At 43.2% G+C, this 12,919-nt stretch carries 16 protein-coding genes; 7 read left to right on the forward strand and 9 right to left on the reverse strand.

Features of this window, described 5'->3' with window-relative positions; genetic code table 11:
• Window positions 1–3: 3 nt before the first annotated feature.
• The 3 genes from R50345_RS20825 to lpdA all read right to left on the reverse strand — a co-directional run bounded on the left by R50345_RS20825 (window position 4) and on the right by lpdA (window position 3,577).
• Complete coding sequence (locus R50345_RS20825; RefSeq protein WP_042129758.1) at window positions 4–990, reverse strand: alpha-ketoacid dehydrogenase subunit beta; 987 nt, start codon at window positions 988–990, stop codon at window positions 4–6.
• A gap of 3 nt (window positions 991–993) precedes the next feature.
• Window positions 994–2,025: a thiamine pyrophosphate-dependent dehydrogenase E1 component subunit alpha gene (locus R50345_RS20830; RefSeq protein ID WP_042129760.1), complete on the reverse strand. Its 1,032-nt coding sequence runs from the start codon at window positions 2,023–2,025 to the stop codon at window positions 994–996.
• Window positions 2,026–2,155: 130 nt separating this feature from the next.
• Window positions 2,156–3,577 carry a dihydrolipoyl dehydrogenase gene (gene lpdA, locus R50345_RS20835; protein ID WP_042129762.1) on the reverse strand — a complete coding sequence of 474 codons (1,422 nt, stop codon included), beginning with the start codon at window positions 3,575–3,577 and terminating at the stop codon, window positions 2,156–2,158.
• A 167-nt stretch (window positions 3,578–3,744) separates the two neighbouring features.
• On the opposite strand from lpdA, the gene R50345_RS20840 reads away from it, so the two are divergent.
• Window positions 3,745–4,050 (forward strand): DUF2627 domain-containing protein, encoded by a 306-nt coding sequence (locus tag R50345_RS20840; protein WP_042129764.1) that lies wholly within the window; start codon window positions 3,745–3,747, stop codon window positions 4,048–4,050.
• 180 nt (window positions 4,051–4,230) lie between these two features.
• Here the strand turns inward: R50345_RS20840 and R50345_RS20845 are convergent, their stop codons facing one another.
• Genes R50345_RS20845 through R50345_RS20855 form a run of 3 tightly spaced genes read right to left on the reverse strand, consistent with a single transcriptional unit; the run spans window position 4,231 to window position 8,031 of the window.
• Window positions 4,231–6,090: an ABC transporter ATP-binding protein gene (locus R50345_RS20845; protein WP_042129766.1), complete on the reverse strand. Its 1,860-nt coding sequence runs from the start codon at window positions 6,088–6,090 to the stop codon at window positions 4,231–4,233.
• A complete protein-coding gene (locus tag R50345_RS20850; RefSeq protein ID WP_042129768.1) occupies window positions 6,071–7,804 on the reverse strand; it encodes an ABC transporter ATP-binding protein in 1,734 nt (577 codons plus the stop codon). The genes R50345_RS20845 and R50345_RS20850 overlap by 20 nt, the downstream gene beginning before the upstream one ends.
• A gap of 17 nt (window positions 7,805–7,821) precedes the next feature.
• Window positions 7,822–8,031: a hypothetical protein gene (locus tag R50345_RS20855; RefSeq protein WP_042129770.1), complete on the reverse strand. Its 210-nt coding sequence runs from the start codon at window positions 8,029–8,031 to the stop codon at window positions 7,822–7,824.
• A gap of 158 nt (window positions 8,032–8,189) precedes the next feature.
• Between R50345_RS20855 and R50345_RS20860 the strand changes: the two genes are divergently transcribed.
• On the forward strand, window positions 8,190–8,759 hold the full coding sequence (locus tag R50345_RS20860) for a thymidine kinase (RefSeq protein WP_042129772.1): 570 nt from the start codon (window positions 8,190–8,192) through the stop codon (window positions 8,757–8,759).
• Between the two features lie 110 nt (window positions 8,760–8,869).
• Here the strand turns inward: R50345_RS20860 and R50345_RS20865 are convergent, their stop codons facing one another.
• Window positions 8,870–9,388: a DinB family protein gene (locus R50345_RS20865; protein ID WP_042129774.1), complete on the reverse strand. Its 519-nt coding sequence runs from the start codon at window positions 9,386–9,388 to the stop codon at window positions 8,870–8,872.
• Between the two features lie 134 nt (window positions 9,389–9,522).
• On the opposite strand from R50345_RS20865, the gene R50345_RS20870 reads away from it, so the two are divergent.
• From R50345_RS20870 to sda, 5 genes are all read left to right on the forward strand, one after another.
• Window positions 9,523–10,188 carry a hypothetical protein gene (locus R50345_RS20870; RefSeq protein WP_042129776.1) on the forward strand — a complete coding sequence of 222 codons (666 nt, stop codon included), beginning with the start codon at window positions 9,523–9,525 and terminating at the stop codon, window positions 10,186–10,188.
• Window positions 10,169–10,696, forward strand: coding sequence for an accessory gene regulator ArgB-like protein (locus tag R50345_RS32485; RefSeq protein WP_042132337.1), 528 nt, complete (start codon window positions 10,169–10,171; stop codon window positions 10,694–10,696). Before R50345_RS20870 ends, R50345_RS32485 begins: the two co-directional genes overlap by 20 nt.
• Window positions 10,693–10,812, forward strand: coding sequence for a cyclic lactone autoinducer peptide (locus R50345_RS31380; RefSeq protein ID WP_139328656.1), 120 nt, complete (start codon window positions 10,693–10,695; stop codon window positions 10,810–10,812). Before R50345_RS32485 ends, R50345_RS31380 begins: the two co-directional genes overlap by 4 nt.
• 21 nt (window positions 10,813–10,833) lie before the next feature.
• Window positions 10,834–11,166, forward strand: a complete 333-nt coding sequence (locus tag R50345_RS20880; RefSeq protein ID WP_052414675.1) for a LytTR family DNA-binding domain-containing protein — start codon at window positions 10,834–10,836, stop codon at window positions 11,164–11,166.
• Between the two features lie 217 nt (window positions 11,167–11,383).
• Entirely contained in the window at window positions 11,384–11,557 is a 174-nt protein-coding gene (sda, locus tag R50345_RS30900) for a sporulation histidine kinase inhibitor Sda (protein WP_081390100.1), read from the forward strand.
• A gap of 182 nt (window positions 11,558–11,739) precedes the next feature.
• Here sda and R50345_RS20885 read toward each other — a convergent pair whose 3' ends face one another.
• Window positions 11,740–12,048 carry a hypothetical protein gene (locus R50345_RS20885; protein WP_042129778.1) on the reverse strand — a complete coding sequence of 103 codons (309 nt, stop codon included), beginning with the start codon at window positions 12,046–12,048 and terminating at the stop codon, window positions 11,740–11,742.
• Between the two features lie 119 nt (window positions 12,049–12,167).
• Window positions 12,168–12,827: a helix-turn-helix domain-containing protein gene (locus R50345_RS30395; protein WP_042190416.1), complete on the reverse strand. Its 660-nt coding sequence runs from the start codon at window positions 12,825–12,827 to the stop codon at window positions 12,168–12,170.
• Window positions 12,828–12,919: the final 92 nt, after the last annotated feature.

The raw sequence follows: 12,919 nt of genomic DNA on the forward strand, positions 1-12,919 counted from the left end.
ATTTTAATATTGCGCCAATCGAAGCATTTCCGCCTTCACCTTTTCTTTGCTAAGCATGAAGAACTTCTCCATTGGTGGGCTGATTGGCATCGCCGGAACATCCGGACCACAAAGACGGAAGATCGGCGCGTCTAGTTCAAATAGACAATGTTCAGCGATAATCGCCGCCACTTCGCCGCCAATACCGCCCGTTTTATTATCCTCGTGCACAATAAGAACCTTCCCTGTCTCACGAGCAGCAGCTATGATCGCCTCACGATCAAGGGGCTGCAAGGTCCGCAGATCCAGAATATGCGCTGTAATGCCTTCTTCGCGCTCCAATTCTTCTGCTGCTTGCATCGCAAAATGCAATGGCAAACTATAACCAATAACCGTAATATCTGTTCCCTTGCGCAGCAGATTAGCTTCGCCAATTGGAACGATATAATCACCTTCTGGCACTTCTTCCTTGATCAGCTTATAGCACTTCTTGTTCTCGAAGAATAAAACCGGATCAGGGTCACGTACGGCTGCTTTCAATAGCCCTTTTGCATCGTAAGCAGAGTAAGGTGCGACAATCTTCAATCCTGGTGTACCGAAGAAAATCGATTCCGGGCACTGAGAATGGTACAGACCGCCGAATACACCGCCGCCGATAGGCGCACGAATGACAACCGGACAATTCCAATCGTTATTTGAACGATAGCGGATTTTGGCCGCTTCGCTAATGATTTGATTCGTTGCTGGAAGCATGAAATCAGAGTACTGCATTTCAGCAATAGGCTTCATACCATACATAGCTGCACCAATCGCCACACCAGCTATAGCCGATTCCGCTAACGGTGTATCTAGTACACGCTCTTCTCCGAACTGTTCTTGCAGACCTTTTGTTGTGGTAAATACGCCACCTTTGAGCCCCACGTCCTCGCCAAGCACAAACACGGATTCATCGCGTTCCATTTCTTCCTTCATAGCGAGCCGAATGGCATCGATATATTCCATTATAGCCATGGTTTATGCTCCTCCTTTCAGGTCGGAATCACTGTAAACATGCAGCAGTGTATCTTCCGGTTTCGGGAATGGAGCGTTGTCAGCATATTCGATAGCTGCTTTAAGATCAAGATTGCATTCAGCAATAAGATCTTGTTCTTGCTCGTCACTCCAAAGTCCCAGACCGATCAGGTAATTGCGGAATCCTGCTACGCCGTCCTTCTTCCAGTTCTCATCAACCTCTTCTTTGGTCCGGTAAGCCAAATCATTATCCGAGGTGGAGTGTGGAGATAAACGGTACATCATAGCTTCGATCAACGTAGGACCTTCCCCCGCAAGTGCTCTTTCCCGAGCTTCCTTAACGACACGATATACTTCCAGTGGATCATTGCCGTCTACACGCACACCTGGAAACCCATAACCCAGAGCACGGTCGCTGACCTTACCGCCCAGCTGTTTGTGAGCAGGAATAGAGATCGCGTACTGATTATTCTGACACATAATAATAACCGGCAGCTTATTCACTCCGGCAAAGTTACAAGCTTCATGAAAATCGCCTTGGTTGCTGGAGCCTTCTCCGAAGGTTACAAATGAGACGAACTTTTTCTTTTGCATTTTGGCTGCCAAAGCAAAACCAACCGCATGAGGGACCTGCGTGGTTACCGGACTTGAGCCTGTCACAATACGCAAACGCTTACTACCAAAGTGACCTGGCATTTGCCGCCCACCACTGTTTGGATCTTCTGCCTTTGCGAACACAGACAACATCAGTTCACGAGTAGTCATACCCACGGAGAGTACGAAAGCATAATCACGGTAATATGGTAAAAAATAATCATTCTGCCGGTCCAGCGCAAATGCTGCTGCTACCTGACCCGCCTCCTGGCCAATGCCGGAGACATGAAAGTTAATCTTGCCAGCGCGCTGAAGCAGCAGACTGCGCTCGTCGTATTTACGTGCGAGCAACATATATCTGTACATATCGATGACCTGACCGTCACTTAGTCCAAGCTGCTTATGTCTGTTAATCGTTTCTACAGTATCTTGGGATTCCATAAAGAGATACCTCCTTATTCATAAAGCCTGAGTCTTACAGGATTTAAGACCAATTGTATCCTGATCTTAAAACCTGGTACTAAGACTTGGCTTGAGTTTATTATAATCCCTTTTTACCCAAAAAGAAAAGCTAAATCCCGATAGATCTTCCGTCTACTGCTAACATTGCTTCTCCAACGATCTCCGAAAGCGTAGGGTGAGCATGAATGGCCTCACCAATTTCCCAAGGTGTTGCATCAAGCAGTTGGGCTAGTGCCGCTTCTCCGATTAGATCCGTTACATGCGGACCAATCATCTGCACACCGAGAATATCTCCGCTGGTTCGATCCGCTACAACTTTAACAAACCCGTCCTTCTGACCGTACACAATCGCCTTGCCAATGGCAGAGAAAGGGAATTTTCCAGTCACCACATCATGTCCCAATGCCTTAGCTTCCTTCTCAGTGTGACCCACACTCGCTACTTCAGGACGTGTATAGACACAGCGCGGTACAAGATGTGTATGATAAGGATGAAGTCTCTCACCAGCGAGATGGTTGACCGCCATAATGCCTTCATGACTGGCCGCATGTGCTAATTGTAATCCACCGATACAGTCGCCAATCGCATAAATATGCGGTTCAGCCGTTTGCATACTAGCATTTACAGCGATAATTCCTTTATCAAAGCGAATATCTGTATTTTCCAGACCAATATTCTCGATATTTGCTACTCTGCCTACGGATACTAGCAGCTTTTCTGCGGATAAACTTTGAGTTTGCTCTCCCTTACGGGCATCGATCGTTATTCCATCCTCAGTTACCTTACAGGTTGCAGCATCTACTGTAGTTTCAGTTAGAACTTTAACGCCACGTTTTTTCAATAAGCGTTGCAGTTCTTTAGCTACTTCTTCATCCTCTTGAGGTAGTAACTGACCAGCAGCTTCAACTACCGTAACCTGTACTCCGAAATCGACAAGCATAGAGGCCCATTCCACCCCAATTACTCCGCCTCCAACAATAATGATGGAAGAAGGTAACTCGTCGAGCGTGAGTGCTTCATCACTGCTAAGAATAACTTTCCCGTCTGGTTCCAGACCAGGTAATACACGCGGACGAGATCCTGTAGCAATAATAAGATGGTTAGAGACCACTGTTTCCATTTCACCGTCTTCTAGTTCTACAGCAACAGCACCACTACGTGGGGAAAAAATAGAGGGACCCGTCACACGCCCCTTGCCTTTAATAACTTGTATTTTATTTTTGCGCATCAAATATTGTACGCCCTGATGAAGTTGTTCAACTACCGCTTCCTTGCGCTTTTGTACTTTCGGGAATACAAGCTGTACACCGCTTGTCTCAATGCCATAGCTCTCGCTCTCATTGATTTCAGCATATACTTCTGCACTTCTGAGCAGCGATTTGCTAGGAATGCAGCCACGGTGCAGGCAGGTTCCTCCCAGTTTGTCCATTTCGATGACGACGACGGACTTACCAAGCTGTGCAGCGCGAATGGCTGCCACATATCCCCCGGTTCCTCCGCCAAGAATGGCCACGTCACATGAAATTGTCATGATATGTATCCTCCAGTCATTACACGTAAGTTCATTTTACATTGTATATTGTACTCTCTTTTTAGAGTATTACAAAACTTATAAACGTCATATCCAAATAGACTTTTTCTTACTAAAGCGTTATCATATGTTTGAATCTAATGGGCTAAGAGGGGTAGGAGACATTTATGAAACTGTTAATTTCACGCTTCATTGCCATCCTTATTCTTGTGTTTCCTGGTTTAATTGCAATGAAGGGCTTCTTAATGATGAAGGACGATATTTTTGATTATATCTCTATGCATGGCGATGACTCCGTTGTCCCAGATTTCGCTTGGCTTCACTTTGGCGGTGGTTTCCTTCTCTTTGCAGCAGGTATGACTTTCCTTGGGGGCTGGATTCTAGCAAGAGACCGCAAACGCAATTATGTTGGCCCTCGGTTCAAGGAGAAACAACAAGCGAAGCAAGCTGCAGCGCAAGAAACGATCTCCTAGGCAGCAAAATCCCCCTCTCATTGTACTTTGTACAATAGAATTCATTCCAAAGAAGGTTAAATCAAACCATCCAACAACTCCTTCGAATGCAAAATGAATCTCCACACATTACATAAAGGCGAGAGTTCTCATGGACGCAACTTGCGCTTCCTTGAAAACTCCCGCCTTTTTATGCACAGCTTAAAGCCCAGCTTTATCAAGCGACTCTCTACGGCCACCCTGAACCAACTCGCTGTACAAGCCCCCTTGCTTCAACAACTCCTCATGAGAGCCCTGCTGCAATAATCTGCCCCCTTGAAGAACAAGAATTCGATCTGCAGCGCGGATGGTACCCAGTCTATGGGCAATAACGAAGCTGGTCCGTCCCTTCATCAACGCCTGTAGTCCTTCCTGAATCTTGATTTCGGTCACGGTATCGATACTGCTAGTGGCTTCATCAAGAACAAGCATGGAAGGGTTGGCAAGAATAGCCCTTGCAATGGATAGCAATTGCTTCTGTCCTTGGCTTATGCCGCTGCCATCAGCAGAGAGCATTCGATCATAACCTTCCGGCATTCGGATAATAAAAGAATGAGCGTTAGCCAGCTTCGCCGCCGCTTCGACCTCCTCATCGGAAGCATCCAGTCTACCGTAACGAATATTATCGCGGATGCTGCCCTTGAATAAAAAGGAGTCCTGCAATACAAATGCCATATGGCTCCTCAGGCTTTCACGCCGAATCGAAGTGACATCTAAGCCATCCAGCGTAATCTTACCCTGATTAGGATCATAGAAACGAGATAACAGCCCGATAAGTGTTGTTTTGCCGGCACCGGTAGGTCCTACTAAGGCAATCATCTCACCAGGCTTCGCTTCAAAGCTAATATCATGCAGTGTGTTAGAACTTCTGTCATATGAAAAAGATACATTTTCGAACTTCACTGCACCTTCAACTTTAACCAGCGAAGTGGCTGCACCTTCATCTTTAGCTTCCGTCTCTTCGTCCAGCACTTCAAACACTCTCTCCGCTCCTGCAACCGCTGACAGCAGTGTATTCCACTGATTCGCTAAGTCATTAAGAGGGCGAGTAAATTGACGCGTGTATTCAACAAATACGATAATCACTCCGACCGTTATTGCCCCACGGATCGCTAGCAGACCGCCAACTCCAGCAACAATAGCGAAGCTCAAATTATTAAGTCCATTCATCAGCTTAGGAATGAAGCCAGAAATCGACTGTGCCCAGTATCCAGAGAGCATAATTCGCTCATTGCGTTCATGAAAACCAGCGATGACCCGTTCCTCTTGTGAAAAAGCCTTGATAATCCGTTGACCGGATAACGTCTCTTCTATATAACCATTTAACTCACCCACATTGCGCTGACGTTCTTTAAAAAGCGGACCCGTACGCCGAGTAATCCAGCGCATGCCTAATAGCATCAAAGGCACAACCAGGAATGTAAGCAGCGTCAGAAGAGGACTAAGCCACAGCATTACACCAACCGTTCCGAGCAACGTCAACACACTGGAAAAGATCTGAATAGCTGAGCTATTCAGCGTAGAGCTGACATTCTCAATATCGTTGGTGAGGCGGCTCATAATTTCGCCCTGCTGTCTCCGGTTAAAAAATGAGATCGGCAAACGATGCAGATGAGAAAACAACTCCGTGCGCATCCGAAATACGGTCTCCTGAGCGATTTCGATCATCCAAATATTTTGCAGCCAAGATGTTAAAGAATAGAAAATATACACACTAGCAAGGCTGATCAAAAAAATCGTCCACGAACGTCCGCCAGTGCCTTCCAGATAATCATCCACGGCTCTACCAATCATATAAGGCCCGAGCAGCGCTAAAGCCGAGCTGAAGACCACCATTAACAGAACGAGAAAAAGCTTAGCTTTACGCTCGGCAAGGTAGCTCCAAATCCGCATGAGCGTGCCGCCCCAATCCTTCGCCTTCGCTTTTGGCTTCCTTCCAGCTGCTGAACCAAGACTTCTTCCAGCTCCAAGCTCAATGACGGGTTTTGGGTGACGAAAGGGTTCAAGAAGTGCTTTGAACATGCTGCTTCGCCTCCTCTACCTGTGATTCATAAATCTTGCGGTACAGCGGAGAGCTTGCCATAAGCTCCTCATGTGATCCCTTACCGATTAAGCGCCCTTCGTCCAACAGCAAAATCAAATCGGCAGATGCAGTTGAACTGATCTTTTGAGTAATCAGGAAGGTTGTACATGAAATCTCTTTTAGTGCCTCCAGCAAAAGTCCTTCTGTCACAGCATCAAGCGCACTCGTGCTGTCATCGAGGATCAAAATAGCAGGCTTCCTCACAAGCGCCCGAGCAATGGTCAACCGCTGCTTTTGCCCACCAGACAGATTTACCCCTCGTTGACCAAGCATCGTGTCATAACCATTAGGCAATTCCATCACTGTTGCATGAATTTGAGCGGCAGCCGCTGCGTGTTCGATTTGTTCCTGTGTGGCATGTTCATTGCCCCAAGCGATATTATCGCGGATCGATCCGCTGAAGAGCTGTACTTCTTGAGGAACGTAACCAATCGATCGCCGCAATCTTGAAATATCGATATCGCTGCTCTTTTGCCCATCAATGCTAATGATGCCGTCTGTCTCTTCGTATAAACGTGGGATGAGACCGACAAGAGAAGACTTACCTGATCCGGTGGCTCCCATAATCGCTACTCGCTCACCAGCAGAAACTTCAAAAGTAATATCCTCAAGCACTGAAATGTTACTTTCAGGATACTTGAAGCTGATGCCTTCAAATTGAACATGTCCCTGTATCGGTTCGCTCTTAGCGGCTCCGCCTTCCTTAACTCCAGCGCCTGCTGACATCACTTCTGTAATACGCTGTGAGGAGGCGCGTGCCCTAGAAATTGTAACGACTAGCCCAGATATTGCCGACAATGCTCCAATGGTTCGTAAAGAGTAATTAATAACCGCAACGGTTTCTCCTAAAGTAGCATCCCCATTTGCAATCTCAATCCGTCCAAACCATAGGATCAGCATAATCGCTGCATTCACAATTAGCATAACAAATGGCATCGTCGTCTCGGTCAAACGCAGCGCAGATACCGTGGATCTCATCAAATTCCCGCTAAATACCGTGAAACGTCCAATCTCATGTCCCATGCGCACGAACACACGGATTAAGCGAATTCCTGTAAGATTCTCCTGAATTACTCCATTCACACCGTCTATACGATTTTGTACGTTGCGAAATAACAAAGAAGCTTTTCTCATGATGAAGTAAAGGAAGAGAAGCAACAAAGGTAGAGCTACAGTGAGAAATAATCCCAGCTTCACATGAACAACCAATGCCATAATCACACTGCCCACCACAACCAGTGGCACCCGTGTCATAAAGCGAAGGCTCATAAATATAGTGTCCTGCAGCTGCGATACATCGCCGGTCAGACGTGTGATCAGCGACGAGGTAGCAAACCGATTGAATACTTCATATGTAAAGGATTGTACCTTTTCATATAACTTGTCCCTAAGATCAAAAGCAAAGCTCTGACTCGCATGGGCAGCAAAAAAAGAACTTAACACTCCAGCTATAAACGCGACTACCGCGCTGCCGATCAATACACCGCCCCAAAGCCATACTACAGAGGAATTCTGTTCTTTAATGCCCTGGTCAATAATTTTGGAAATGAGTAAAGGCTGTGACAATTCCACCGCTAGTTCAATAAGCATCATCACTAGGGCAGCTATTGCAGCGACTTTATATTTTTTGAGAAAAGAGAAAATCAAACCCATTCGCATACCCTCTTTTTCTATTCGTACAGTGCATCCCTTAAACGAGTCGACATTGTGGAGGCCTGCCCAGTTTTCATTATTGCCCGCCGCAGCGCTTTATTGCTTCGATTCAATTCCACCAAATCTGCCATCATCTCTTCCAGCAAAGCCTCAGCCTCGATAGAAAGATTTCCATTTTGCTGAATCAGAGCTAACCGTTCCTTGTATTCGTCTATTTTTTCAGTCACACTTATTACTTCCTTTCCAATCACTTGATTCCTTTTATCATACCACATTCAAATCTATCGCAATGTTTTCACTGGATACAGCTGACACGAATATGATACTCTAATAAGGTCGCATTTTTAAGATTAGATAATTGGCTTATACGAAAGGATAGATGGAAGTGGCACAGTTGTTTTTCAAATACGGAGCAATGAACAGCGGTAAATCTATTGAGATACTCAAGGTTGCGCATAATTATGAAGAGCAAGGGAAATCGGTGCTCATTTTCACTCCATCCATAGACGATCGGGACGAAGTTGGTTTTATCTCCTCCCGTATTGGGCTGCGGAAACAGGCCATACCCGTCGACGAGAATACCGATATTTATAATATCGTCAGCAGTAACCAGCCCAAACCCCACTGTGTGCTAATTGATGAATGTCAATTTCTAAGCAAGGACTGCATTCTTCAGCTAGTACGGATTGTAGATGAACTAGGCATTCCCGTTATGGCATTTGGACTTAAAAATGATTTCCAAAACCAGCTATTTGAAGGCAGCAAATACATGCTGATTTATGCTGATAAAATCGAGGAAATGAAGACTATTTGCTGGTTCTGCGAGCGCAAAGCAACGATGGCTCTAAGAGTAGAAAATGGTAAGCCTGTATACAGCGGTAAGCAAATCCAAATTGGTGGCAACGAAGCCTACTATCCAGTGTGCCGTAAATGTCACAAGAATCCACCACTATAAAAAATCTCCACAAGGCGAGGCTTTGCGGAGGACCCCAATATTTTCTTTAAGCTAAAAAAGCATTCCGAAGGCGCGTTAGCCTCAGGAATGCTTTTTTAAATCTAACTCGCTTATACTAGATATCTTTCTTTAAGAATATTCAAATGATGAAGATCATGACCGATCATTAAGCAGGCCACCGCTCTCGCGGAGATAGCTCCATTGTTAACCGTTCCCATTCGAGTCCACGCTTCTTCCGGCAGAGTATCTAAAAGGGCTTGCGTTGACTCTCGGACAAGCTTGTAATGAGCCAGCAGCTTTTCTAAAGTGTGCGCATCGAAATTTGCGGTTAGTACGTAGTCCTTTTCCTCAAACCCCGCTAATGGTGTTGTATCTCCTCTTGCCACGCGCAATAAACGATAAGACATAATTCTTCCAGTATCCGCTAGATGGCCGACCATTTGCTTAATACTCCATTTGTCAGGAGCGTAACGATGCTCTCCTTGTTCTTCCGTAAGGTTCGAAATAAAACTACAAATCTCATCCGTCTGCTCTCTAAAAATAGTACAAATTTCCCCTTCTGTTGGTACTAAAGAGATATACTTTGACAGCTCATTCAAATACTCACTACTCTCTGGACGTTGACCCATGTAGAAACTCCTCACATATTGAATTTTTTTGAAAAATATGGAGAAAAATCACGTGCTCATAGTTGTATTTTAGTTAATTATGTATGATACTTGCAATATTAAGATTTGTTAAACTAGTCATCGGGAGTGTCGGCATGCTTGATTTTATTCTCTTCATGGTTTTTTCAGGACTAGAAACCTATGCTATTTTCTTTTTAGCTTTTAAAATCTTCAAAATTGATCTCTTTCATAAGGAAATGGTGTTCGGAAGTTTTGTAATGGGGTTTTTCTCCTATTCACTTCGGACGAACTATGACCTATTTCAATTAGATATTTTCTCACAATATGCACTAATGTTTTTCTTTATGTGGCTGTTGTTCCGAATTCATCCCTTTTATGCCTCCATACTGACCGGGATGGCTTATCAAGCATATTCCGTGATTCAAACCTCTCTATATTATTTTTTAAACTTTGTAATCAAGTTACCTTTAGACTCTTCCAACTCTGTTTCTATCAATATATTTATACTTCAAGTTTTATCAGCTTTGGCTGCCATAGGTATTGGTGTGTATATGCGCCGAAAACGTAAAGGATTTGATTTTGTACCCGATAAACCTGATATAAAAATAAAACCAAGTACGAGCGAAAAAATACTATTTACTCTGAATCTTCCTGCACTATTTCTAATCGCTTCCGTTTCGTTATTTTTTCAGTCAAGCTATTTTCTTCTAATCCCTATTGGTTATGGGGCTATATTATGGGGATATTTGTACTTATCCTATAAAAAGGACAGAAATGACTATGAATCATTTAGCATTTAGAATCGTTTCGGCCATAAAAAAAACAAACCCTGAGCAAACTCATTCCATAGAAGTAATGCAGTATGCACTGAGTATTATTTTGAATACCTTATTCATTATTACAGTTTCCCTTCTAATAGGGGGCTTTACAGGGCAATTAATGGGAACATTGATCGCGCTACTAAGTTTTGGATTGCTAAGGATTTGTTCTGGCGGAGCCCATTTGAAAACTGCAACAGCCTGTAATATAACGTCCATTTTCATATGTTCGTTAATCCCCCATCTTACATTCCTTACACATAGTTATTTGCTCTGGATTAATCTATTTAGTATGATTTCAATGATCTTATTTGCTCCGAATCCAGATCGAAATGCACAACTCTCTAAAGACTGGTACCTAGGATTGAAACTGTTATCCATCCTGTTAGTGCTCGCAAATTTTTGGATTAACTCGTCTGTCATCGGACTGGCTTTTTTCATCCAGTCCTTAACAGTAATCATTCCTTTACAGGGGAGGTCCAGTAGATGAAGAAAACGCTCGCTCGTGTTGCTTCTAGTGCGCTTGGCATGTCCGCTCTTGTCTTTGCAACAATAATCAAGCCTTACATTCACAGTCCAGAAATTCCAAAAGAATTGCGTAAGTAATTAAACAAGGATGGGGAAAAGATGCGTGTCTTACAGAAAGACGGTTCCTCCTGTGATATTCTGGAGGAAGAAATATTGTATTTCTCGAATTATAAGAATACAATATTCGTCCATACGAAAGAAGGCGAATTTGTTCTCCCCACCACTCTTTCCGATCTTTTCACAGCGTATGAGGGTAAGGGATTTAAACGCCTTGACCGCAGCAATGTAGTCAATATTAACAACATCGAAGGCTATGATTCCGAACGAAAAATCGTTTATTTTAATCATGGCGAGCAGTTTGCAACTGTTTCGGAGTCCAATGAACCTCGCCTAAAAAAGTACTTATCTACTCTAAAGAAAGACTCCGATTAAAAAGATCCCGGCATGTCTCTACATGTCGGGATCTTTTTTTATTTATTTAAATTTAAAGTAATCCATCCTATAATCGCACAAAAAAAGACATTATGCCATAATTATCCTCAGATGTAAAGATAAATTCGTAAGATGAATGACAGGGGACGGATTGTATTCCAAATGATACCATATAGATAAATGCGAAATAAAAACAAACATATGATGGAGGAACCAAATGAATTACTATTTTCATCCCTCACCTCGCCCCTCATCTCTTGAATCGATATCTGATGAAGAATTACTTAACATCTATGCGTTAGCGGTTGAGGCACAAGCTTTACCAGATTTCATTGAGATTGTTAAAGAGATCTTAGACAGTAGAGATCTCATACATTCTAAAGAAATATAACATCCCCGACACGAATTCATTCACTTATTATGACGCAATTATATAATTTCCCATGACTTCTACTCCGAGTGCTCTCTGGTTTGTCTTCATGTTAACTTCATCAACATAAAGAAGGTAGAGCCTCTAATGGCCCTACCTTCTTTGTTTGAAACAAGGATTACTCCATCTAAATAGAATAGTCCCTACTCCGTAATTTCAGTTTTAAATACATTTTCCAATTTCCCGCCAAGTCTCTTCTTCAATGGAACTTTAATATCTCTACCCAGCTCTTTGAAAAAAGTTTCTACATCACATTTTACATTTTTAGCAGTCGCGATCACAGCGCCATCACCAACAATATTTTGATTCTCGTCAAGAGGAACATCAACTTCGATATCATACTTTTTGGATAATGTCTTGATGTATCGTGCGAAGATCTCCAGCAATTCCTCGTTATTAAAATTCTCTATAGCGACTTTTCCCTTGCTGGTAAACTTCATGTTAATTTTCATTATTAATATCCCCTTTTCTGTCAAACCATTTTTAGTTGTTAGTTTATGGATCAAGATGAATAGATGGCTGCAAGAAAGGGCAACATTATTCATTTTTGAGATCATTTATGAAACATACATTATTTATAAGCACCCTTTATTTGTTGTACTTTAAATTGTGTAAATTCTTTGAGCGCTTGTATGACCTGATCCTGTTCTTCTTCCTTCAGCTCATAAACGCACTCCCGTAACCACTCGCCAAATAGAAAGGCTTGACGCCCTTTCCGAGGGCTCTTTCTTAAGGAGTCGAGGCAACCCTCAAACTTATCGTTCAGGACGTCAGTAAGATTGTATTTCTCAATCTTCTCTATTACCATTCCTGCCCCATATTCGGTTTCATAAACTATGACTTCATTAGAATCAAAGGAAACATAAGAAGTTTCTTTACCTTCCTTTGCCCTGAATTCCTTAAGCTTGTTAAAGGCCGTCTCATAAATGTAGTCTTGAGACTGTTTAAGCTGCGGCAGTTCATAACCATGCTTCAAGGTCTTGATATATTCAATATCAGGCATATAGTCTGCCAAATGATACATCCGATTCTTCAGATCTGTTCCAAGCGCTTCAATGATCTTGTCCAGATTGTCTTTAAGCGGAATGCTCTCTCCACGTTCGATCTTGCTAAGCTGTGAGTAGCTAATACCGCTCTTTTCTTCCAGTCCTCTTAAGGTTAACCCTCTCGTTTTTCTGATGTGCCGAATGAAATTACCCAGCTCATCGGGATAGTTCTCAAAATCATTCATGGGAGTCACCTCCCTACTATCATAACACAACATAACAATTTGTGTTGGCTTATAACAATTAATCCTAGCATTTACTTGCTTATGAAGGGTAA

Origin of the sequence: Paenibacillus sp. FSL R5-0345 (assembly GCF_000758585.1) — a bacterium.
Classification (GTDB): domain Bacteria; phylum Bacillota; class Bacilli; order Paenibacillales; family Paenibacillaceae; genus Paenibacillus_AQ.

What these genes read in the sequence shown, in the direction of transcription:
- R50345_RS20840 (WP_042129764.1), top strand. Translation starts at nt 3,745, where the DNA reads ATGAAACTGTTAATTTCACGCTTCATTGCCATCCTTATTCTTGTGTTT.
- R50345_RS20845 (WP_042129766.1), bottom strand. Translation starts at nt 6,090, where the DNA reads ATGTTCAAAGCACTTCTTGAACCCTTTCGTCACCCAAAACCCGTCATT.
- R50345_RS20850 (WP_042129768.1), bottom strand. Translation starts at nt 7,804, where the DNA reads ATGGGTTTGATTTTCTCTTTTCTCAAAAAATATAAAGTCGCTGCAATA.
- R50345_RS20870 (WP_042129776.1), top strand. Translation starts at nt 9,523, where the DNA reads ATGCTTGATTTTATTCTCTTCATGGTTTTTTCAGGACTAGAAACCTAT.
- R50345_RS30395 (WP_042190416.1), bottom strand. Translation starts at nt 12,827, where the DNA reads ATGAATGATTTTGAGAACTATCCCGATGAGCTGGGTAATTTCATTCGG.
- R50345_RS20880 (WP_052414675.1), top strand. Translation starts at nt 10,834, where the DNA reads ATGCGTGTCTTACAGAAAGACGGTTCCTCCTGTGATATTCTGGAGGAA.
- R50345_RS20830 (WP_042129760.1), bottom strand. Translation starts at nt 2,025, where the DNA reads ATGGAATCCCAAGATACTGTAGAAACGATTAACAGACATAAGCAGCTT.
- R50345_RS20825 (WP_042129758.1), bottom strand. Translation starts at nt 990, where the DNA reads ATGGCTATAATGGAATATATCGATGCCATTCGGCTCGCTATGAAGGAA.
- R50345_RS20865 (WP_042129774.1), bottom strand. Translation starts at nt 9,388, where the DNA reads ATGGGTCAACGTCCAGAGAGTAGTGAGTATTTGAATGAGCTGTCAAAG.
- sda (WP_081390100.1), top strand. Translation starts at nt 11,384, where the DNA reads ATGAATTACTATTTTCATCCCTCACCTCGCCCCTCATCTCTTGAATCG.
- lpdA (WP_042129762.1), bottom strand. Translation starts at nt 3,577, where the DNA reads ATGACAATTTCATGTGACGTGGCCATTCTTGGCGGAGGAACCGGGGGA.
- R50345_RS20885 (WP_042129778.1), bottom strand. Translation starts at nt 12,048, where the DNA reads ATGAAAATTAACATGAAGTTTACCAGCAAGGGAAAAGTCGCTATAGAG.
- R50345_RS32485 (WP_042132337.1), top strand. Translation starts at nt 10,169, where the DNA reads ATGAATCATTTAGCATTTAGAATCGTTTCGGCCATAAAAAAAACAAAC.
- R50345_RS31380 (WP_139328656.1), top strand. Translation starts at nt 10,693, where the DNA reads ATGAAGAAAACGCTCGCTCGTGTTGCTTCTAGTGCGCTTGGCATGTCC.